The sequence below is a fragment of the Streptomyces broussonetiae genome (assembly GCF_009796285.1).
Classification (GTDB): domain Bacteria; phylum Actinomycetota; class Actinomycetes; order Streptomycetales; family Streptomycetaceae; genus Streptomyces; species Streptomyces broussonetiae.
Genome location: NZ_CP047020.1, coordinates 209,377 through 231,415, shown reverse-complemented (window position 1 = coordinate 231,415; position 22,039 = coordinate 209,377). Strand labels below are relative to the sequence as shown.

At 67.6% G+C, this 22,039-nt stretch carries 15 protein-coding genes and 2 pseudogenes; 6 read left to right on the top strand and 11 right to left on the bottom strand.

The window, feature by feature from the left end:
* Window positions 1–117: 117 nt before the first annotated feature.
* On the bottom strand, window positions 118–642 hold the full coding sequence (locus tag GQF42_RS01145; protein WP_233273163.1) for a MarR family winged helix-turn-helix transcriptional regulator: 525 nt from the start codon (window positions 640–642) through the stop codon (window positions 118–120).
* 170 nt (window positions 643–812) lie between these two features.
* Between GQF42_RS01145 and GQF42_RS01140 the strand changes: the two genes are divergently transcribed.
* The gene (locus GQF42_RS01140; protein WP_158916873.1) at window positions 813–1,439 is read left to right on the top strand and encodes an isochorismatase family protein; all 627 of its coding nucleotides are present in this window, start codon (window positions 813–815) and stop codon (window positions 1,437–1,439) included.
* Between the two features lie 335 nt (window positions 1,440–1,774).
* Here the strand turns inward: GQF42_RS01140 and GQF42_RS01135 are convergent, their stop codons facing one another.
* From GQF42_RS01135 to GQF42_RS01120, 4 genes and pseudogenes are all read right to left on the bottom strand, one after another.
* On the bottom strand, window positions 1,775–2,542 hold the full coding sequence (locus tag GQF42_RS01135) for an NPP1 family protein (protein ID WP_158916871.1): 768 nt from the start codon (window positions 2,540–2,542) through the stop codon (window positions 1,775–1,777).
* A gap of 27 nt (window positions 2,543–2,569) precedes the next feature.
* A complete protein-coding gene (locus GQF42_RS01130) occupies window positions 2,570–3,676 on the bottom strand; it encodes a lectin (protein WP_158916869.1) in 1,107 nt (368 codons plus the stop codon).
* Between the two features lie 408 nt (window positions 3,677–4,084).
* Window positions 4,085–5,440: a beta-1,3-glucanase family protein gene (locus tag GQF42_RS01125; RefSeq protein WP_158916867.1), complete on the bottom strand. Its 1,356-nt coding sequence runs from the start codon at window positions 5,438–5,440 to the stop codon at window positions 4,085–4,087.
* A 298-nt stretch (window positions 5,441–5,738) separates the two neighbouring features.
* Window positions 5,739–6,149 (bottom strand): annotated as a pseudogene (locus GQF42_RS01120) (substrate-binding domain-containing protein); the annotation flags it as partial.
* A 320-nt stretch (window positions 6,150–6,469) separates the two neighbouring features.
* Here GQF42_RS01120 and GQF42_RS01115 point away from each other — a divergent pair.
* The 3 genes and pseudogenes from GQF42_RS01115 to GQF42_RS45375 all read left to right on the top strand — a co-directional run.
* Entirely contained in the window at window positions 6,470–8,725 is a 2,256-nt protein-coding gene (locus tag GQF42_RS01115) for an RICIN domain-containing protein (RefSeq protein WP_158916865.1), read from the top strand.
* 1,212 nt (window positions 8,726–9,937) lie between these two features.
* The gene (locus GQF42_RS01110) at window positions 9,938–12,541 is read left to right on the top strand and encodes a transposase (RefSeq protein ID WP_158916863.1); all 2,604 of its coding nucleotides are present in this window, start codon (window positions 9,938–9,940) and stop codon (window positions 12,539–12,541) included.
* 509 nt (window positions 12,542–13,050) lie between these two features.
* Window positions 13,051–13,197, top strand: a pseudogene (locus GQF42_RS45375) (transposase); the annotation flags it as partial.
* A gap of 42 nt (window positions 13,198–13,239) precedes the next feature.
* On the opposite strand, the gene GQF42_RS44670 reads toward GQF42_RS45375, so the two are convergent.
* The 3 genes from GQF42_RS44670 to GQF42_RS01095 form a co-directional block, all read right to left on the bottom strand.
* Entirely contained in the window at window positions 13,240–13,497 is a 258-nt protein-coding gene (locus GQF42_RS44670; RefSeq protein WP_199273166.1) for a hypothetical protein, read from the bottom strand.
* 138 nt (window positions 13,498–13,635) lie between these two features.
* Window positions 13,636–14,838, bottom strand: a complete 1,203-nt coding sequence (locus GQF42_RS01100; RefSeq protein ID WP_158916861.1) for a PP2C family protein-serine/threonine phosphatase — start codon at window positions 14,836–14,838, stop codon at window positions 13,636–13,638.
* 336 nt (window positions 14,839–15,174) lie between these two features.
* Window positions 15,175–16,401 (bottom strand): IS110 family RNA-guided transposase, encoded by a 1,227-nt coding sequence (locus tag GQF42_RS01095; protein ID WP_158916859.1) that lies wholly within the window; start codon window positions 16,399–16,401, stop codon window positions 15,175–15,177.
* A gap of 798 nt (window positions 16,402–17,199) precedes the next feature.
* Between GQF42_RS01095 and GQF42_RS01090 the strand changes: the two genes are divergently transcribed.
* Window positions 17,200–18,252 carry an alpha/beta fold hydrolase gene (locus tag GQF42_RS01090; protein WP_233273162.1) on the top strand — a complete coding sequence of 351 codons (1,053 nt, stop codon included), beginning with the start codon at window positions 17,200–17,202 and terminating at the stop codon, window positions 18,250–18,252.
* Window positions 18,253–18,272: 20 nt separating this feature from the next.
* On the opposite strand, the gene GQF42_RS01085 is transcribed toward GQF42_RS01090, so the two are convergent.
* The 3 genes from GQF42_RS01085 to GQF42_RS01075 all read right to left on the bottom strand — a co-directional run bounded on the left by GQF42_RS01085 (window position 18,273) and on the right by GQF42_RS01075 (window position 21,283).
* The gene (locus GQF42_RS01085; protein WP_158916855.1) at window positions 18,273–19,211 is read right to left on the bottom strand and encodes an SDR family NAD(P)-dependent oxidoreductase; all 939 of its coding nucleotides are present in this window, start codon (window positions 19,209–19,211) and stop codon (window positions 18,273–18,275) included.
* A gap of 25 nt (window positions 19,212–19,236) precedes the next feature.
* Window positions 19,237–20,214 (bottom strand): aldo/keto reductase, encoded by a 978-nt coding sequence (locus GQF42_RS01080; RefSeq protein ID WP_158916853.1) that lies wholly within the window; start codon window positions 20,212–20,214, stop codon window positions 19,237–19,239.
* A gap of 112 nt (window positions 20,215–20,326) precedes the next feature.
* Window positions 20,327–21,283: an SDR family NAD(P)-dependent oxidoreductase gene (locus GQF42_RS01075; RefSeq protein WP_158916851.1), complete on the bottom strand. Its 957-nt coding sequence runs from the start codon at window positions 21,281–21,283 to the stop codon at window positions 20,327–20,329.
* 162 nt (window positions 21,284–21,445) lie between these two features.
* On the opposite strand from GQF42_RS01075, the gene GQF42_RS01070 reads away from it, so the two are divergent.
* Window positions 21,446–22,030, top strand: coding sequence for a TetR/AcrR family transcriptional regulator (locus tag GQF42_RS01070; RefSeq protein WP_199272535.1), 585 nt, complete (start codon window positions 21,446–21,448; stop codon window positions 22,028–22,030).
* The last annotated feature ends 9 nt before the right edge of the window (window positions 22,031–22,039 follow it).

The window sequence follows — 22,039 nt, the reverse complement described above, 5'->3', positions numbered from 1 at the left end:
TCGAAGAGCGGTCACGAGCCGCCGGGGCCAGGGGAGGCGACCCCACCGCACCTTCGTGGCGGCTCTCATCGCAGGCGCCGATGAACGTGGTGCCGAGACCAGCCGTCGACTGGTCGTTCAGCCGTCCTGACGGCCCCCCGGTGCCTGATGGCCGTGCTCGACCTCGCGCTGGAATTCGGCGACGCGAAGGAGGGCCTGCTTGAAAGTGGCGTACTCCTGTGTGCCCAGAGCGCTGGCGTGGCGTTCCTCGATCGTGCGCATGATGGAGGCGGCGGCCTCCATCTGGAGCAGGCCGCGTTCTGTGGGACAGATCAGTTTGGCCCGGCGGTCCGCGGGGTCGGGTTTGCGTTCGACGTAGCCCAGGCGTTCGAGGTCGTCGATGACGGTGCCGATGACCTGCTTGTGCTGTCCGGAGGCGCGGGCGAGTTCGCTGGCACGGATGCCGTCGGTGCGTAGATAGGCGAGGACGGCGCCGGTGCGGGGCGGGATGTCATCGAAGCCCTGCTCGGCGAGCGCGGAGAACAGCTCGCGCTGGACGGAGAGGAGGACCCGGGCGGCGAGCATGCCGAGGTCCGGTTCCGTGGTGTGGTGCCCGTCCAACGCCTCTCCTGTCCCGGCGCGTCCGCCGCTGTGCTGGGTCACCAGCGATTTTATTCACCTGCCTCGGGGCTCGGACGGCGTCACGCGAATCCCGCATGACCGACCGGCGCTTGCGCTGCGAAAGGCCGGGGCGTAGCGTCAAAGTAGTCACTGATATTGACTATCAACACTGATGACTAAATCCACTGCGGCTCTACCCGAAGGAGCGGAAGATGAGCGCGCATAGCAAGTTCCTGGAACCGATCACCCGGGAGAACGCCGTCGTGGTGCTCGTCGACCACCAGGTGGGCCTTCTGTCCGGCGTCCGGGACATCCCGCTCGGCGAACTGAAGCACAACGTGGTGGCCATGGCGCGGGCGGCGACTGTCCTGGGCATCCCGCTGGTCGTCACCACCACCGCTGCGGAGAGCATGTGGGGGCCGATCATCCCGGAGCTGGTCAAGGCACTGCCGGCCGGATACAAGATCATCGATCGCAGCACGGTCAACGCCTGGCACGACGATCGGGTCCGCGAGGCCATCGAGGCCACCGGTCGGCGGAAACTGATCTTCGCCGGGGTGTCTCTCGAGGTGTGCGCGGCGCTGCCCGCCATCTCCGCGACGGCCGCCGGGTACGACGCGTACGTTGCCGTGGACGCATCCGGTACGTTCAGCCAGGCCAAGCGCGAGGCAGGACTGCTGCGCATGCAGCAGGCGGGGGTCATCGTCTCCGACTATGCCACCCTCATGGTCGAGGCCCTGGCGGACAACGCGGCCCCGGAGTCCGCTGCCGTCTACGGCGCCCTCGACATGCCCTTCGCCGTCCTGGTCGGCCAGATCTCCGCGGCCTACCGGGCCTAGAAGCTCGTTCCGGTCGCAAGTGCGGCTGCGCGATGCCGGTCAGGTTGCCTTGGGGACGAGGACCTCACGCCGGTCAGGCCCGTCGAGGCGGGCCGCGTAGGCGCTGTCGCCCAGCGCAGGTGAAGTAGAAACGTCCGAAGAAGGGTCGCTCGGGTCCATGCGTTGCGGTGGGCGTTCGTGCACTGGCCGATGGTGGGCTCCGTTGCTTGAGCGTCGGTGCGGGAGGACGGAGCCCTTGGCGTCAGCCACGTTGTGCCTTGGGGATTCAACTTGCGGACGCCCAGGAAGCTGGATGCGGCGCTACCGGCCCGGGTGCAATCCCCCTGTTCCGCAGATCAGGCGTTGGGATCGAAGGGGATGCCCGAGGGCATGGAGTGTGCCAGCGCGTAGGCGAAGTCGCCGTTCTTGATCTTGATAGTGGCCGCGCCGAAGTCGGCGCTCATCAGCTTGTCCCGGAAACCGGCTGGGTAGCCGTTCCAGCCCACCAGGCGCGGGTAGAACCAGCCGCCGGTCACGTTCTCCGGAGGCTCGTCGTTGCTGTTGGCGAAGCGGAAGTCGTGGGTGGAGAGGCCGTCCTTGTGGTAGACGATCTTCGGGTGGGTGCCGTCGAAGCGGACTGAAGAGCGGGCGGCCACCTGGTAGCTGGTGTGCTGGGACACCGAGACGTACTGGACCTCGTTGTTGTTGATCCACACCACGACGTGCTCCCAGTCGTGGGTGTGCCCGATGGCGGCCGGGCCGTAGGTCGCCTGGTCCTTCTCGAAGTAGCTGGCGTACATGACGGCACACCAGCCGTTGTTGCACTTCTCACGTGAGTAGGTGTTGGCGTTGGCGAGTTGGGCGTAGTCGTGGCAGTGGCCGTTGACGTCGCCGCCGAGTTTCAGACCGGGGTTGATGGTGCCGTCGGCGCCGATGGCGGCGGTGGCATAGCAGCCGTCGCCATCGTAGTCATAGGCGGGGGAGAAGGTCTGTTCCAGGCCGTCGGCGTTCTCCGGCAGCAACTGCACGACGTTCGCGTGCGCGCTCGCCGGAACGGCCACGACGAGCGTCATCGCACCGAGCGCTGCGAGCAGGCCCTTGGCAAGGGACTTCACGTTGGGCATTACGGCTCCTTGTCGGGGCGGCCGGCGTCAGCAGTACAGGTTGCTGCCCGGTGAGACCCCGAGGATCTGTGTGAAGCGCTGGTAGGCGTCCACGCGGCTCTGCACCTGGGCCGGGTTCTTGCCGTCACATTCGAGGGAGCCGTTGATGCTGCGGATGGTCTGGCCGAATCCGGCGCTGTTGACCATGGCGTTGTGCGGGGTCATGCTGCCTGGTCCCGATTGGGTGTTCCAGTACCACAGGCCGGTCTTCCAGGCGACGGAGGCGTTGTTCTCCACCTGCCAGGGGTTGTTGAGCAGGTCGATGCCGAGCGCGTCACCCGCCGCCTTGTAGTTGAAGTTCCAGCTGAGCTGGAGCGGTCCGCGGCCGTAGTAGGCGGCCTGCCCGGCGGGGCAGCCGTATGGCTGGCTCCAGTCGCAGTAGGTGGGGTAGTTGGCGGTGTTCTGCTCGACGACATAGACCAGTCCGCCGGTCTCGTGGCTGACGTTGGCGAGGAAGGCGGCGGCCTCCTGCTTCCTGACCGCGTCGCTGCCGGTGTTCGCGAAGCCGGGGTAGGCGCTGAGGGCCGCGGTGAGTCCGCTGTAGGTGTAGAAGGAGTTCCGGTTCGGGAACATCTGGTTGAACTGCGCCTCGCTCACCACGAAGCCGGACGGAGTGCTGTCGCCGCCGCTCGCGGGTGCGTTCCACTTCTGGTTGGCGCCGCCGCTGCAGCTCCAGATCTGTGCACGGGTGCCGTTGGCGGAGTTGTTGTCGGTGACGTCCAGGCACTTGTTCGCCTGGGGGTTGACGATGTCGTGGGCGGCGGTGACGGTCCACTTCTGGTTCGCGCCGCCGGTACAGGACCACAGCTGCACCTTGGCGCCGTCGGCGGTCGAATTGCCGGTCACGTCGAGGCACTTGCCGAGGGCGCGGATGGTGCCGTCGCTGTCGACCGTCCACTGCTGGGCGTTCGTGCCGTTGCAGTCGTAGAGCTGGACGGGCGTGCCGTCGGCCGAGTTGGCCCCGGCGACGTCGAGGCACTTGCCGGCGAGCCCGGTGATGGTGCCGGTGTCGGCCTGGGCGGGGGCTGCGGTGAGCAGGCACGCGGAGAGACCCAGTGCGGCGGTGAGGGCGGCTGTGGAAAGGGATCGGGCCATGAGAGGGGGGTGGCCTTTCACATGGGGGTGGCGGCCGACGCCTCACCTCATGAACGGAGGGAGGCGTCGTACAACGCGTGGCTGACCCGAGAACCTAAAGGGGGGCGACTGCTTTCGTCAAGTAGTGAAGTAAGCCTAGTGAAAAGGTAGTTGACAGGCAGACGGCCAAGAGCCGCGGTCGCGCCGACGGTGGCGCCGAGAGCGCGGAAGCCTCTGCGACTCGGGCGGTTGTCGGGCGATCTGGTGTGATCGGTGTGCTGGGTGGTCCCACCTTGCGCCCTCCGTCCGGGGAACGGGGCATGCGGGGGCGACGGATACGGGGCCGTCGGGTTCGGCGGGGTCGTGCGACCCGCCGAACCCGCCAGTCAGGGGATCAGCATGCGTTCGGTGTCCGTGCCAACGGATCGGCTACCAGCCGACGGCGACCAGGAGCCATTGCGGATCGGCGTGGGAGATGAAGGAGGACTGGCCCGCCACGTCGTCGTAGGGGAAGCCGTAGGCGAGGTGGTTGATGGCGTTGTCGTGCCAGAACTTGGCGTAGTAGTTGGCTGGTGCCGCCGTGTAGAACTGGGCCGGGTCGGACTGCTCGGAGGCCGGCAGGGTGGCGACGTGGCGGTTGAGGGCGGCACACATGTCGGGGTTGCCCGCCAGCGAGGCGGCGCAGCCGAAGATGTCGGAGGTGGCCGCGTTCACGCCCACTGACTGGGCGTAGGCGGTGAAGTAGTTCGCGTTGGCGCCGCCCGCGCGGAAACTGGGGTCGCTGCCGGGCGCGATGATCCGGTACGGGGCCTGGGCCTGGGCCAGGACCTTGAACTGGTCCGGAACGGCGTCGGTGAAGCGTTGGAAGGTGGTGGCGCGGTCCTCGGCGAAGGTCTGCCGGTTCTCGCCGACCTCGACGTCGTAACCGTCCTTGCTGTGCAGGCGCATGGCCAGCTTGAGGCCGAAGGCGTCGACCCGGGTGGTGTTGCCGTTGAAGACATTGTTGCCGACGGTGAACTCGATGAAGTCGTAGTACGGGCTGTTGGGCGAACCGAGGTAGAAGTACATGCGGCCCGCGGAGTTGGCCGGCATGTCGAGGTAGGGCTGCTCGGCGATGGAGTGCACCTGCCCGTTGAAGCTCCAGTACACCTGGCTGTCGGGATACTTGCCGTTGGTGCGGTTGAGGATCTTCACCTCGACGGCGTTGCTCGCCGGGGGGATGTCGCTGGTGCTGCCCCAGAAGTCGTCCGGCGGGGTGGTGCCGCCGGGGCCGTAGACCTGGAACTCCCACAGGGAGTAGCCGTACGGGGTGCCCCGCGCGGTGCCGTAGAGGCGGACGTAGCGGCCACTGCCGGAGATGGCGATGTCCTGCGTTCCGCCGGTGGCGGTGGTGGTGGAGTAGACGGTGGTCCAGGTGCTGGCGTCGGTGGAGGTCTGGATCTGGAAGGCGGTCGCGTAGGCGGCCTCCCAGTTCAGGGTGACACGGCTGAGCTGCTGGACGGATCCGAGGTCGACCCGCAGCCATTGCGGGTCGGAGAAGGCCGAGGACCAGCGGGTGCCTGTGTTGCCGTCGACCGCCGCGCTTGCGGGGAAGGAGCCGTTCTCGGTCGAGGAGGCGGTGGCGGGCCTGCCCTGGGACAGTAACTGGTCGGCGGCGCGCGCGGGCGTCGGTGCCAGGACTGCGAAGCAGGCGGCGATCAGGGCGACGACCAGGCCGAGGGCCGCGCGTGGGCGTGCGGCGCCGACCGGCGGTCTGCGGGTGGGTGCGCTGGCGGAACTCTGCATGTGGGGTCTCCTCAAGCCGGTCCGGCATGCGTGGGGATGGAGCAACAGCAGACATGAGAGCGCTCTCTCGGGTTGTAGTCCTACCGGTGTCAGCCGTCAACAACTGAAGCCGAAATCAGTCGGGTTTGCGGCCCTGTCGACGACACGGCACTGATCTCGCCTCCGGTGTCGCGTGTGGCGTGTCCGGCGCATTCGGCTTCCGACCGCCCGATCAGCCCCAAGTCGGGCTCTGCTTACATCCCTTGACGCATCCGGTATGGATCTGACCGCACCGTCACGCCGACTCGCGACCCACACGTCAGGGCTCGGAGACGACCGGCGTCGCGTCTGTGAGTGCGCCGTGGGTGTGCTCGTCGAGCAAGCGGGTCAGCTCCGCCGCCCTCTCCTCAACCGGCTGGCGGACGTGGTCAGTCGAGAACGGCAGGTGACAGCGATACCGGAGTCGTCGAAGCCGACGGCGGCCACGTCCTCGGGCACCCGGCGGCTGCGCCGGCGCAGCACTTGGCAGGCGCCGTGGGCCATGAGGTCGTTGGCTGCGAACACGCCGTCCGTGTCCGGGTGGCGGTCCAGCAGTCCGACATGGCCGCGATACCGCTGTCGAGGGTCAAGCCGCCCTCGGCGAGTGGGACGTACGGGCGGCCGGACGGGCGAGCGTGTCGCGGAACCCGGCCAGGTGTTCCCGGCTCGCCGCTACGTCCAAGGGGCCGCATGGCCGATGCCCGCGTCGAGCAGGGCACCGAGGGTGCGGGCAGCGGCCGGGGTGTCCGCGAAGGACTCCGTCGCGCCTCGACGTACCCGTGCACGACGATCCCTGGTTCTGCGCCTCGCCCCAAGAGGGCCGATCCGACACTGCCCCTGATCGGCCCAGCCACGGGACGCGGCGGGACCACACCTCCCTGGGCGGCCCTCACCGCACCCGCCGATGACCAAGATAATTCACGCCTTATATTTTGATGTATTGACGGCCGGGCGGGCTGCCCCTAGCGTCCGATCGGCATCGCGCCCCACATCGCGACCGAGGAGACACGTGTGACCGACGTTCCTGCCGCCGTTCCCGCCGCGCGCGTCCGCGCACCTCGCCGGCGCAGACGCACGGCCGCCCTCACGGCCGCCTTCCTGCTGCCGGCCGCCGCCGGTATCGCGCTGGCGTCCGCCCCGGGGGCCGCCGCCGCGAGCATCCCGACCGCTCCCACCACCGTCGTCAACGCAGGCAGTGGCAAGTGCGTCGACGCGAGCGGCGGTGCCACCGGCAACGGCACAGCCGTGCAGCAGTACACCTGCAACGGCACCGGCGCGCAGTCCTGGCAGTTCACCCCCACCGACAGCGGCTACTACCGGATCGGCCTGGCCTCCGCGCCGGACCAGGTGTGGGACGAGACCGGCGTCTCCACCGCCGACGGCGCGCTGACCCAGCTGTGGCTCTACGGCGGCGGCGCCAACCAGCAGTGGCAACCGGTCGCGGAGGCCTCCGGCACGTACCACTTCGTCAACCGCAACAGCGGCAAGTGCCTCGATGTGCCGTCGGCGTCCACCGCCGACAGCGTCCAGCTGCAGCAGTACACCTGCAACGGAACCGCCGCCCAGTCCTTCTCGCTGTCCGCCGGCATCACCCCGCCGGCCGGCACCCCGGACTTCGGCCCCAATGTCACGGTGTTCGATCCATCGATGCCGGCGTCCACCATTCAGTCGAAGATCAACTCGGTCTACAGCACCCAGCAGAACAACGAGTTCGGCACCCAGCGCAACGCCCTGCTGTTCACCCCCGGCACCTACAACGTCGACATACCCGTCGGCTACTACACCCAGGTCGCCGGGCTCGGCCTGTCACCGGACCAGGTGTCCATCACCGGCGGCGGTGTGCACGTCGAGGGGCGCACCAGCGACGGCAACGCCACCCAGAACTTCTGGCGCGACGCGGAGAACATGTCGGTGAGCCCCAGCTCGGGCAGCACCATGTGGGCCGTCTCGCAGGCCGACCCGTTCCGGCGCATGGACGTGCACGGCGGCATGAAGCTCTGGGACGACACCCACGGCACCACCACCAACTGGTCCAGCGGCGGCTACATCGGCGACTCGCGGGTCTTTGGCCAGATCAACTCCGGGACCCAGCAGCAGTTCCTCACCCAGGACACCGCCATGAACGGCGGCTGGACCGGGCACAACTGGAACATGGTCTTCAGCGGCGACACCGGCGCCCCGGCGACCAGCTTCCCCAGCCCGCAGTACACCACCGTCGACCAGAGCCCCGTGATGCGCGAGAAGCCGTTCCTCTACGTCGACAGCTCAGGCAACTGGCAGGTGTTCGTCCCCTCGGCGCGCACCAACGTGCAGGGCCCCGACTGGACGAACGGCAACGCCCCGGGCACCTCCCTGCCGATCAGCCAGTTCTACATCGTCAAGCCCGGCGACACCGCCACGACGATCAACAATGCGCTCGCCGCGGGCAAGAACCTGATCGTCGCCCCCGGCGTCTACCACCTTTCCGCCCCGCTCAACATCACCCGCCCCGACACCGTCGTCCTCGGCCTCGGCCTGGCCACCCTCGTACCGGACAACGGCGTCACCGCGATCACCACCGCCGACGCCGACGGCATAGACATCGCCGGGCTGCTCATCAGTGCGAACACCACCAACTCCAGCACCCTGATGCAGGTCGGCCCGACCGGCTCGACCGCCAGCCACACCGCCGATCCCATCGTGCTGCACGACGTTTTCTTCCGCATCGGCGGCGACATCGCCGGCAAGGCCACCCAGACACTGGTGATCAACAGCAACGACGTCATCGGCGACGACCTCTGGCTGTGGCGCGCGGACCACACCAACGGCGTCGGCTGGACGACCAATCCGGCCGCCAACGGACTGATCGTCAACGGCGACGACGTCACCATGTACGGCCTGGCGGTCGAGCACTTCCAGAAGTACCAGACCACCTGGAACGGCAACGGCGGCCGCACGTACTTCTACCAGAGCGAGACCCCCTACGACGTGCCCGACCAGTCCGCCTGGACCACCAGCGGGGGCGACCTCGGCTACGCCTCCTACAAGGTCGCCAACTCGGTCACCTCGCACGAGGCTTGGGGTGTGGGCGTCTACGCCTACCTCCGCGACAACCCCTCCGTCGTCCTCGGTCACGCCATCGAGGTGCCCACCACGTCAGCGGTGAAGTTCCACAGCATGGTCACCACGGTCCTGGGCGGCGACGGCACCATCAACCACATCATCGACAACACCGGCAACCAGGTCACACCCAGCAGCAACGTGGCCTACCTGGTGAGCTATCCGTAGGTCCGGCAACGGACCCGACGGTACACAGGGTGCAACTTGTCCGTGCCCTCTGCGGGTGACGTGGGCCGGGCAGACCGGCCGGACAAGGAGATCGGTCCGGCGCCCGTGTCGAGGTGGCACGGGCGCCGGACACGCAGGGCGGCTACAGGCTCATTTGTTCCCCTGGGCCGGTTCACAGGCGATCGCCCAGAAGCGCGTCAGCACCTCGGGGCAAGAACCAGAGCAACGCCCCTCGGTCGCCAGGGCCTACCGCATCCTCGCCGAAGACGAAACGGTCGAGATCCCGACCTGACTCGGGGGCCGTGGCCGCGATGCACTTCCGCGGTGGGACGTCCCGCGCCACCGGTACCTGCCCCAAGATGAGTCTGCGGCACAGCAGGTGTCCACAGACGTGCGCCACCGGTGTCGCAGACCTGCCACGGCGGAAAGCTGGAGGGCCGTGTCGGGCTTGTCCACATTCTGCGGTTGAAGGTAGACCCATAGCCCCGTGACCAAAGCGGGCGAAGCAGCTGCTGTACCACCGCTGACTCAGGGACCGAGGAGTGCTTCACGTCTGCGCGGGACCAGATCGCTTGCTGGTCGGGGCTGAATCCCATCCGATTCCAGTGCAAGATGATGTGCCTGGCCAGGATGCTGCGGAGACCGAGGCCTAGACGGTTCGTCTCCGCCGCATCAGCCGGAACTCGGCCGCGAGATGACACGCATCCGACCACGCAGGATCCGAGGGCGTGGCCGCTCCGTGGCGCCATCGTCGCGTAAAATCCGTCGAGTTCACTCGCGAATCCTTTGACCTTCTCTGCCTCGTGGTCCGAATCTCAAGAGTGCGACGACGGTACGGTGTCCGCCCTCGTTGAAGTCGGTCATCCGTTCGCGTGTCACGCATACGAATGATGTTGTGGGCGGAGCTGACCGTGCAGTGGTTGGCGTGCTGGTTGACTGTGCAGCTGCTGGGATCCGTGCCGTGACAGAAATGCCTCCGACCCTTTGGAGAGCCGCCACGCGCTGCCGTTGTTCGCGAGAGAAGGGAAGTGCTCCGAACCTTGGCTGACTTGTGGCGCCGTTGCCGCGGAGGCCCGACCGGACGGCACCTTGCTGGCCCTGGGCGTTCCGGAAAGGGGAGAGCAGCAGCGTGACACCCCGACGGCTGCCGCGAAGTCTCGAGCCGTTGGAAGGCGAGTCCCTGCCGGGCTTCCTGCTCCGCCGGCCTACCGCTTGGATCGCTCGCCCGTCCGAATCGCGGAGCTGTGCGGCCTGGACGTATGGCAGCGTCGCCTCTCCTCCGCTTGCCTTCGAACCATCCGCGAGGAGACGCTGCGACAGTTCGCCTTCACCGCACGCCTGACCGAGCACGAAGCCGACGGTCTGACCTTGCGACGATTCACCCGGACCTATCCGCCACTGAGCAGGCTCCGCACGAGTACCAACAGGATCGAGTCTGCCGCTTCGGTCAATTGGGCGATGACCCGCTCCAGCCGCTACTGTCCCGACTGCCTGAGGGGGGACACCAGGGCGGTCGAGCAATCCCTGGGCGGAGGGTGGCAGTTGCTCTGGCATCTTCCAGTCGTCTCCGCCTGCCTGCGCCACCGTCGCCTGCTGGAATACCTCTGCCCGGCATGCAACCTTCCGCTCAATGCGGCTGGCGGTGCAGCCGGTCACGGCCGTTCGACTCTGATCAAGAATGCCGGGCTGACCGGGCTACACCCTTTGGAATGTCGCAACACTGTTCCTCGTCACACCGGCGACCGGTCCGACAGCGCGGAGCGAGCCCGGAGCGTGCTGTGCAGAGCACGACTGGACGACTTCAACTCCCGCATCGGCACTGGCCTACCCAACGACGACTTGGATCAGCTCCTGAGCCTGCAACAGCGCGTCCTGGACTACCTCTCTCCGCAGGAGCGCGGGTGGGGCAGGGACGCCATGCCCGACAAATCCTACTTCTCGGAACTGATCGCGATCACCCACCTCATGAAACTGACGTGGCCGCTGGGCGCGGAGTTCCTCCCTTCCTCTCACTTGGCAGCTCTCGTCCAGGCACACGCAGAACCCGTTATCGCGCAGCTCACGGCCGAACATCAGGGACGCGGAGTACGGAGCAACCGCGGTGCGAAGGTTGCCCCCAACGACTCCTTGATGTGCGGTGCCCTACTCCTCGGAGCCGATGCGCTCCTGGGCGATCGCGAACTCGGCGCGCTCCGGGCCCGTGTTCAGCCACTTGCCAGCGAAGCGTACCGCCGCGCAAGAAGCTACGCCGGAGGCATCTGCAGGAGCGCCGACATTTCAGCGGCCCTCGCCCGTGCCACGGCCCGACGTATCCATGGGCTTCCCCTCCGCCGCAACCTGCGCACCGTCTCGACCCAGCATCGATACCGAGTGGAAGGGATCCCCTCTTTCCTGCCCCGGCCGTGGTTTGAACGGCACTTTGCCGCCTTCATCACGCTCTTGCCGAGCGGCGACGCAGCGATCGAACGTCACCTACGTCGGGCCGCATCCCTGCGACTGGCGGAGCTGGTGTCAGGCACACCTTGGGCCGAATGCGCGGCCGCGGTGGGCATGCAGCAGAAGCTTGCCGAGCGCACTCTCAAATACCTTGGACGCCACCTGGACGGACTCGGGCTCTGGCCGGCTTTCGAAGACGTCGTCGAACAGATTGCGAAACACCTGGATGCGGCCGCGCCGCGCGTTGACTATGCCGATCGGCGCCGACGGCTGGCGTCTTGGCGCCTGCCTGTACACGACTGGCGCGCCATGTGTGACGGGCTTCCCAGGCTGGATCGGCTGAAGGAGAACGCAGACACGCGGATCGGTTCGGCCCTCATCTGGGCTGAGGCCACCCAAGGCGAGCGCATGCGTAGCCCGGTAGTGCTCGACCTTCGACAACGCGGCGAGGACACCCAGCCACTCGCCAGCAGGTTGGGCAGGCTCAGCGACGGACTCAGAGGTCCAAGCCTGAGGCTGCGTCGCAGACTCCGGCTGTATGCAGAACACCTTGCGACTTCATGCGATCACAAGCTTGACCTGGCCGTCCCTGTGTTGCAGATCGTCCGTGACGAGACAGACTTGGCCTCCAACGCCAACCATGACAAAATTGCACAAGAGGGTCTCGAAGCGATGTCGTGGGCCGCGAGGCCGGGCCGTGCCGTCCGTGAGTTGACGGACCCCGTCGAACAAATGGTGCCGGACACTTTGTGGAGCCTATTCCAACAAGTGGTTCCGACAACACCTGAACGCGATCCGGCTATCACGTCCCGACGCCATGGCGACCGGGAGAGCCTGGCTGCGATCGTGTTCACTGCGACCTCGGGCTGCGGCTGGAAGCAACTCCCACTCGGATTCGGACTCTCGGGTCAAACCGCATACCGACGGTTCATCGAATGGACCGAGGCGGGGGTGTGGGTCCGGCTGCGCCAGCTGCTCCCCGCCATCCCTGTTACTCAGGGCGAGTCGGACTGGGCCCCGCCACGCCATCGATGCTGTCAGCGCCCGCGCCGACAAGAGGGAACACAGGCGGCACCGAATGGGCGTCACCTCAACAGGAGCGCAACAAAAGGGCTCATCGACGGACCTCGGGACGCACGCCAACCTGTTCGGCTGAGCCACGAAGAGGAGCAGGGCCGCCCGCGGCGCTACCTGGATGGTCACGAAGTCCTCATGGCTGTCTCCGTCGCAGCGGGACGGCTGGTCTGCCCTGGAGCGGGGACCAGCTGTCGGCCGCTGCCGAGGACGTCGCGACGGCGCCGATGCACGCTTCGCCAGCCCGCGACGGCGAGGGATCAGGACCGCCTCATAGGCGGTCGATGCGCCTGGAACCCCTCCTGACCTGCGGTGTACAAAAGTGCCAACCATCCTTCTGAAACTGGCTGGAGGGTCCGTGAGGCTAGTTGGCATCACTGCAGGTCAACATCGTGCGTTTGTGCCAACTAAGAATCCTGGTCACACCTGCTTGTGACGAGGATTTTGAGTTGGCACAAAAGAGGGATGGTTGGCACCAAGATCACGGGGCCTTCAGGGGTGCCGACGCATCACCTCGATGCAGGTGGCTCGGGCCGCGTTCGATCGGTCCCGGGGGTGGGGATTCCGAGGTTCATGCCGCTGTCGGCGGTTGCTGCCGGGCGAGGTTTCGAGTTCCACGGCGCGGAGGAACCGCTCGGAGCAGGACACTTGCGGTGTGCGGCAGGCCATCGCCTCCGAACCGCTGCCGGTGGTCTGCGTGATGCCTGACGAGCCATTTCGGCGGAGCGCATCCTGCTCCCACGGTGATGGGGACAGCGGAGCCTGAAGGTCCCCTCGTAACGTGGAGTCCCTGATACCAGGGGTAGTTGAGGACCATGGGGTCCAAGCAACAGAAGTACGACGCTGAGTTCCGTGAGGGTGCTGTACTCATCGTGATCGAGACGGCCAAACCGATCTCGGAGGTCGCCGAGGACCTCGGTGTGCATCCAGGGACGCTGCACAGCTGGGTCTCACGCTGGAGGAGGAACGGTTCGGCCTCGTCCGACCGGCCCGCGCCCGCTGAATCAGGCGGCCGGCTCCGAGAGGGCGAACGTGCTGAGCTGGAGCGGCTGCGCCGGGAGATGAGCGAGAAGAACAAGCGTATCCGCCTGGATCTTGGCGGCGTTCTGGCGGCACTTCTCCGCCCCGCCAGGCTTGGCATCGAAGAGAACGGTTATCTCCGCCACCTCCCCGACTCGTTTGCCGTAACCGTCGGGCTGCCTGGCCACGGTCGGAGTCGCGTCCGTCGAAGTCGCCGACGTCTCGGACCTTTGCGTCGTCATGACTCCCTCTCCCTTTGATCTTCTCTTGGCCGGTCTGCGGGCTCCTTCTCCGTTGTGAGGTTGTTCGATTTTTCCCACTGCCAGCTTTGCCGCCCTGCAGGGCGGCGGCAAGACGATCCGGACAGCATGGCCGAGGGCTCAGGAAGGGTCCTGCGCAACCGGCTTCGAGTCGGAGTCGAGTCGAAGGCGGCCGTCGAGGGGGCGCGCCGTGGTGTGCGTTCGGTGGAGGGGGTGGGTGCCGTAGCGTTCGATGGCCAGGAGAGCGGCGTCGTCCCCGGGTTCGTGGCTGATGTGGTTCAGCAGGTCGCGGTGGATGTGGCGGAGCAGGGCCTCGGGTCCGGATGTGGGCGCGGATGCGGCGCGCTCGGTGAGGGGGTAGAAGGCTCCTTTGGGTGAGCGGGCTTCGGTGACGCCGTCGGTGTAGAGCAGCAGCGTGTCGCCGTCCTCGAAGGTGAAGGGGTCGGCGCGGTGGCTGGGGGCGGGTAGTTCGCACATGCCCAAGGGGGGTATGGGGCGTCGTGCGTGCAGGACGGTGAGCTGGCCGTCGTGCAGCAGCAGGGGCGGAGGGTGGCCGCAGTTGACCATCTCGACCTGCGTGTCGTGGTCGGGGACGTCGAGCAGCAGGGCGGTGATGAAGTGCTCGCCCGGGTCGTGCTCGGTGTCGGCGACTTCCTTCAGGTGCCTGCAGACGCTCGCCTCCAGGCCCGCGGCGAGTTCGGGCAGGGTGCCGTAGTGCTGGGCGCCCTCGCGGAACGCGCCCAGCAGCATGGATGCCTCACCGATGGCGGCCAGTCCCTTGCCGCGGACGTCGCCGATGATCACGCGGGTGCCGCGGTCGGAGCGGGCGATCGCGAACAGGTCGCCGCCGATACGGGTCTCGTCCTCGGCTGCCAGGTACAGCCACGCCACCCGCAGCGGCCCGATCCGGCGGCGTGGTGGCCGCAGCAGTACGAGCTGTGCTGTCTCGGCCACCGAGCGTGCCCGGTTCAGCTCCCGGCTGCGCCGCTCGCGCACGTGGCAGACGAAGACGACCAGGGCGGACAGCATGGTCAAAGCGGTGATCTGCGAGAGGTGGTTGGGTGTGGTCAGTCCGCCGTGGAACACGGCGATGAGCACTTGGGCCGCCACGGCCAGTGCTCCGACGAGGGCGGTCAGCCGCGGCCCGGCCAGGGAAGCGGTCAGGGCCGGCGCGATGACCAGCAAGGGGCCCAGGTGGACGTCTGGCGGGGAATGGATGTCCACCACGGTGATCACGACGATCAGCGCAAGGGGAATTGCCACCAGCCTGCGGCCCAGCTGCTGCTCCGGGAGGCGGTCCACCGGCACACGCCCCGCACCCATACATATCGGTATACACCCGGCTGCAGTGCATGTCGCACAGCGAGATCTTCGCCTGGTGCCTACGCCGCTTCGTGCTCCACTTCACCTGAGCCAGCAGCACCGGCATGGCCATGGACACTCCCGCCTGCCCAGCGTATGGACAGTGCCCCCCGTCGTCGGCGTCGGCCGACCTGGAGGGACGTCTGGCGCCCTTCACCGCCAGCGCCCTCGAAGGCGGTTTGGGTGGCAAGGTGCCCTTTACGTGGGAGAGACGACGGCACGGCGGCCCCGCGAACGCCATTCGTGGGAGCGCCGGACGGTGGAGACCGAGTGAGACACCTCCACGGTGCCAACGAGTCAAGCGGCGGCGGCAAGTTCGGTGGGGAACGCGGTGTTCTCGTCGAACACCTTGCGGTGCTGAAGGCAGTGGTAGAGCTGTCCGATCATGCGGTTGAAGAGGTTCCTCTGGGCGGCTGCGTGCCAGTCTCCATGTTCGCGGCGTCGTCGGTAGTGGGCGTTGGCCCCGATGGAGGCCTGTAGCGAGGAGAAGGCCCAGAGGTAGCCGGCGTGGTTGAGTCGGTCGTTTTTCACCCAGCGACGAGTGATGGACGACTTCTTGCCGGAGGCTCTGGTGACGGGCGAGGAGCCTGCATACGCCTTCAGGCCGCGGGCGTCGGCGAAGCGAGTGCGGTCGTCCCCGATCTCAGCGAGGATCCGGGCGGCGAGTTGGATGCCGAGCCCGGGGAAGCTCAGCAGGATCTCGGCGTCCGGGTGCTGAGGGAACGCCTCTGCCACCGCCTTCGCGAGGTCGTCGGCGGCGGTGCAGGCGGCGTCCAACTGGACGAGCAGGGCGAGCATCTGCTTGCCGAGCGCATCCTCGACCAGCGGCGGCTGGTGGGCCCACTCCGCGTGGAAGACGTCACGCAGCCGGTCGGCCTCCAACGCGATGCCGCGCTGACGGCCGGATCGCTTGAGCACGGCCTGGAGCTGGGTGCGGGTCAACCGCGCGGCCCGGGTGGGCGTCGGTGCGGCCTTCAGCAGTTCGCGAGCCTCGGGGCGGCACAGACCGTTGGTCCAGGCTGCGAAGGCATCCAGGGCGGCCGGGTAGTACTCGCGCAGCAGGGAGCGGAGCTGGTTGGCGAGCTGCTGCCGGTTCCAGAGTGAGTCCTGCTGGGCGCGGGCGAGGACGGCGATGGCCCGGCCGAGGTCGCTGTCGTCCGGCAGGGGCCGGTGGGCGTGCATGTCGGTGCGCAGGATGTTCGCAAGGACCAGGGCGTCACCGGGGTCGGACTTCTTGCGCGAGACCGAGTGGCGGTCGCGGTAGCGGGCGGCGGCCATCGGGTTGATCGCGAACACCTTCCGCTTCCCGGTCCGCAGCACGGCCTCCAGCAGACCGCGCGAGGTCTCGATCGCCACCGAGATTGGGTCCTCCTCGGTGTCGCCGTGCTCGGCGAGCAGTTCCAGGAGCAGCTGGTAACCGGCTGCGTCGTCCGTGATGTGCCGCTTGGCCAGTAACTGGCCGGTGTCGTTGACCAGGGCGACGTCGTGGGTGCGTTCCGCCCAGTCGATTCCGCAGTAGATCAAGGTTGTCCCTCCTCGAAGGATAGGTGTTTGCGCTGGTCACGAGCGCATGCGGGCCACGCGAGCGACCTAATCCCAGGCATCAACCGCACTGCGGATGTGCCTCCACCTCACTAGCCGTTCGTGGCACCAGCGCACCCCACGGGCCCCTGTCTGCCTAGGAGCTTGGAGGGCTCGGGCGCATCAAGAGGTCACCGTGCAGCGGGCTCGCACCACCAACACCAACGAGTGATCAAGTGGCTCGTATTGACGCCGGGGGGCAGGCAGACCCGCTCTCTGACGGGCAGCTCGGCGCGACCAGGACGTCTGTGTGAGGCCCGCCGACGCCAATCCCGCGTCGGTGGTGGCGGCCGAGAAGACGCCGGACACTGCCGCTCTCAATCTAGGCATCACGGCCCGTGTACTCCTGGGCATCCGTTCGGCGTCCCCGCGACCGCCGCCACCATGGGCACCAGGACCATGCGCCGCTCTATAGCTAGGCGTCCGACCGCCTGGCTGATCAAAGGCGTCACGGTCCCGTATTCGAACGTCCGACAGACGCGAGCCCCATCGGAACATCCTTGAGAACGGATTAGGTGTACTCCGTTCGGACGCGGTCTGTGGGCGCCCTGTCCGTGGCGTTGCGAGAGTCGTCTTTGGGACCGGTTCGGACGGCGAGGCGCGGGTGGAGTCGTTGCCGGCTGTGCGCGGTCGGTGCGGAAGACCCGCCAGCACCGCCTCGCCTGGGTCGATGACCGCATCCGTGCCTCTTGTCGCGTGCGGCATCCCTCAGGCCAGTGGACACGTTAGGACGGTTCTCAGGTGATAGGCAGGCGGAATTTCGGCAAGGCCCTGGGCGTGGTCACGGCGAGCACAGCGGCTGCCTCATGTGGGAGGATGCCCGACCCCTCCTCGGTCTCGGCGGCCGCTCGGACCAGCGCGCCGGCGACCGGGACTGCCGAGACTTCACGTGGTCCGTCCTTCGCGGTGGTGAGGCAGATCCACGCCGGCGAGTTGAATATCGGCTACGCCGAAACGGGACCCGCCCATGGCCCGGTGGTGATCCTGCTGCACGGCTGGCCGTACGACATTCACAGCTATGTCGAGGTGGCCCCGCTGCTGGCCGGGCATGGCTATCGCGTCATCGTGCCTTACCTGCGCGGCTACGGGACGACCACGTTCCTGTCCGGCAGGACGTTCCGTAACGCGGAGCAGGTGGTGTTCGCGCGGGACATCATCGCGCTGATGGACGCTCTGCGGATCGAGCGAGCAGTCCTTGGCGGTTTCGACTGGGGATCTCGCACCGCCGACATCATCGCCGCTCTGTGGCCAGGACGCTGCAAGGCTCTGGTTTCCGTGAGCGGCTATCTCATAACCAACCGGAAGGCCCAGCAGCAGCCGCTGCCTCCGACGGCCGAGTGGGCGTGGTGGTACCAGTACTACTTCTCCATCGCTCGGGGCGAGTTGGGGCTCGCGAAGTACCGGGACGACTTCGCCAAGCTCATCTGGCGCAACGTCTCGCCGACCTGGCATTTCAGCGACGCTACCTTCAACCGCACGGCCCGGGCCTTCGACAACCCGGACTACGTTCCCATCGTGATCCACAACTACCGCTGGCGTCTCGGTCTCGCACCGGGCGACCCGCGCTACGACGGCCTCGAGGCGAAGCTCGCCGAAGGGCCGCCCGTTCACGTGCCCGCCGTCACCCTCGACGGCGCGCTGGACCCCTTCACCCCTCCTGGTAACGGAGCCGCCTACCGCAGCAAGTTCACCGGTCCCTACGCCCACCGCACGCTGCAGGGTATCGGCCACAACGTGCCGCAGGAGGCGCCCGAGGCGTTCGCCCGCGCGGTCCTGGATGCCGACCGCATGTGAGACCTCGCGGGCCGAGCGCCTCACCTGCTGATGGCGTGCTCCGAGACGTCCCAGAGGCGCAGTGCCGCCTCGGGGTCGAGGGCATGGTCGGCCACGCCGACAGGCTCCGGGCCGCCGTCGTACGGCAGGGCCTGATTGCAGTCCTCGAAGTAACGGCCGCCTATTTGCTCGAGCAGGGGTGACGTGGCCACGAACACAGATGTCGCGGCTCCTTGCTCCGGGGTTTTGTACACAGCCGCCGGGTCCGTGCGAAAACCATCGATCACGTCCTCGGGCAGGTGGCGGACCAGGTTGGTCATGATCCCTCCCGGGTGCAGTGCGTTCGCGGTGATCCCGTCGTCGGCCCAGCGCCGGTTCGCCTCGACGGCGAAGAGCACATTGGCGGTCTTGGACTGTCCGTAGGCCAGCCACGGATCGTATGCGCGCTCGAGGAAGTTGATGTCGTCGAACTCGACGGGCGAGCGCAGATGGCCGCGGGAACTCACCGAGACGATCCGGGCGCCGTTCGCGGCCGCCAGGGCGTGGTGGAGGGCATTGGCGAGGGCGAAATGGCCGAGGTGGTTGGTGGCGAACTGGAGTTCCCAGCCGGACCCAGTCCGCGTCAACGGGGTCGCCATGATGCCGGCGTTGTGGATCAGGGCGTGCAGGGGCTTCTTGCCCCACTCGGCGGCGAAGCGACGTACCGAGGAAAGGTCTGCTAGGTCGAGATGTGCGACCGTGACCCGGGGGGAGTCGAGGCCGGTGTTGATGTCATCGGCCACGCTGCGGCCGGCCTCCGGGTTGCGCACGGCGATGAGGACGTCGGCGCCGGCACCGGCAAGTGCGCGTGCGGTCTCGATGCCGATGCCGGAGGAACCGCCGGTGACGATCAATCGTTTGCCGTGGAGGTCGTTCCCGTCGACCACTTCGGCTGCCGTGGAGACTGCGTTGAAGGAGCTGGTGATGAGATCGTGCGTCATGTCATCTTCCTGTGGTCAAGACGGATCAGAAACCGGCCAGGGGTTGCGGTGCGTAGGGGCCTTCGAGGCGCGCCGCCTCCGCATCCGTCAGGCGCACTTCGAGTGAGGCGATCGCGTCCTGGAGGTGGTGCGGCTTGGTGACGCCGACGATCGGTGCGGAGACCACGGGGTTACGTGAGACCCAGGCCAATGCCACTTGGGCCCGGGAGACGCCGCGCTCGGCGGCGATGGCGGCGACTTCCCTGACGATCGTCTTCTCGCCCTCTTCCTGCTGGAACAGGGTCTTGGTGAAGGCGTCGGCGCTGGAGCGGTGGGTGGTCTCGTCCCAGTCGCGGGTGAGCTTGCCGCGTGCCAGCGGGCTCCAGGCAATGGTGCCGATCTTCTCGTCGGCGCACAGCGGCAGCATCTCCCGCTCTTCCTCGCGGTTGAGCAGGCTGTAGTGGTTCTGCATCGACACGAAGCGGGTCCAGCCGTGCAGATGCTGCAGATGCAGGGCCTTGGCGAACTGCCAGGCGTGCATCGAGGACGCGCCGATGTAGCGAACCTTGCCCGACTTGACGACGTCGTGCAGCGCCTCCAGGGTCTCCTCGAGCGGGGTCGTCTCGTCGAAACGGTGGATCTGCCACAGGTCGATGTAGTCGGTGCCCAGGCGGGTGAGGCTCGCATCGACCTCGGTCATGATCGCTTTGCGTGAGAGGCCGCCGGAGTTCGGGTGCCCAGGCCGCATCGGGTGGTAGACCTTCGTGGCGATCACAACGTCCTCGCGGGCGGCGAACTCGCGCAGCGCTCGGCCGAGGATCTCTTCGCTGGAGCCGTCGGAGTAGCCGTTGGCGGTGTCGAAGAAGTTGATCCCGGCCTCCACCGCTGCCTTGATCAGCGGCCGGCTGGCCTCCTCGGGCAGTGTCCAGGCGGGGTAGCCGCGGTCGGGCTCTCCGATGCTCATCGTTCCGAGGCAGATCGGGGAGATGTCGAGGCCGGTGTTTCCGAGCTTGATGTAGTCCACGGTGGGACCGTCCTTCGGGATGGGTCAGGCGTGCGTGGGTGAGGCGTGCGGATGGCGCGCCGGGTGGAGAAGGCGCGTGCTGGGCTCGGCGGAGCAGTGGCGGGTGGCGCCGTCAGGTCGTTGCCGCGGCCGCGAGCATGTCGAGGGATGTCTGCCACAGGCGGGCCGCGCTCTGGCGGTCCATGGCGTGGGCGGCCACTCCCCGGCGCACCCCGGGGCGGTGCGGGCCGGCTTCGTTGCAGTCCTCGAAGTACCGGCCTGTCACGCCTTCGACCAACGGGGAGGCGGCCAGTAGCGCCGAGGTGGCGGCGCCCTGCTCGATGTCCTTCCAGGACACGTCGGCGCTGTTGGCCTCGAACGAGGCCGGACTGTTGGAGATGTCCCCGATGTGGCGGCCGAGCCGGGTGCTGGTGATGCGGCCGGGGTTGAGGGCGTTCACGGCGATCAGGTCGGACGCCCAGCGGCGGGCCGCCTCGACGGCGAACAGGATGTTGGCGGTCTTGGACTGGCTGTAGGCCGCCCACGGCTCGTAGGTGTGCCGTTGGAAGTTGATGTCGTCGAAGAGGACGTCACCATTGACGTGGCCGACCGAGCTGACGGAGACCACGCGGGCACCCTGGGCTGCTGCCAGGGCGCTGTGCAGGCCGGTGGCGAGGGCGAAGTGGCCGAGGTGGTTGGTGGCGAACTGCATTTCCCAGCCCTCCCTCGTCCGCTCCAGCGGCGAGGCCATCACGCCGGCGTTGAGGACGAGGATGTGCAGCGGCCTCTGCCATGCCCCGACAAACGCATGCACCGAGGTCTGGTCGGCGAGATCGAGCATCGCGGCGCACACTGTTCCCGGGCCGCTTGCGGGGGTGATCTCCTCGGCGGCCTGTGCGCCCGCTGCCGGGTCGCGGACGCCGATGGTCACCTCGGCCCCGGCAGCGGCCAGAGCATGTGCGGTCTCGCGTCCGATGCCGGAGGCTCCTCCGGTGACGATGGCGCGACGGCCGCTGAGGTCGATGCCGTCCAGCACCTCGGCGGCGGTTGTCTGTGCACTGAACGGGGTCGTGATGAGGTTCTCGGTCATGGGGCTCTTCCAGAAAGACGGTGGAACGGGGCGGCGAGCGCGCGGCCGGTGGCGCGGAGGCGAGGTGCCGCCGTAATCTCGTATCCGGAATTGGTTCCGGTTCGAGTTCGACAGTAAGCGGAACCGGTTCCGGTTGCAAGTGTGGCAGGAAGGGAGTCGTGAGTGACTGGCCACGAGGGGGATGCTGGGCGGCCCCGCAGGCCGCTGCGCGCGGACGCGCAGCGCAACGAGGACCGGTTGCTGGAGGCGGCAGCGGACGCCTTCGCCCGCGAGGGTGCGGGGGCCTCGGTCAAGGACATCGCCCGCGCGGCCGGCGTCGGTGTCGGCACGCTCTACCGGCGGTTTCCGTCCAAGGAACTGCTGATCGAAGCGATCTACCGGCAAGAAGTGCAGCGGCTGTGCGAGGCGGCACCGGACCTCACGGCCACCCATCCGCCGGTGGATGCACTGCGGACCTGGATGGAGCGCTTCATCGACTTCATGGCAGCCAAGCACGGCATGGCCGACGCGCTGGCCGTGGTGCTGACCGACGACAGTGAGAAGCTGCACACCCGGGCCCTGCTCGCCGACGCCATCGCCCACCTGCTCGGCGCAGTGGAGAGCGAGGCACTGGCGCGGCCAGGGGTCAGCGCCCAGGACGTGCTGATGGCTCTGGGCGGGATCAGCCTCATCGCCGCCAGCGAAGAGCAGCGCGACCTGGCCACCAGACTCATCGGCCTGCTCCTGCACGGCATCGTGTCGAAATGAAGAGCCAGA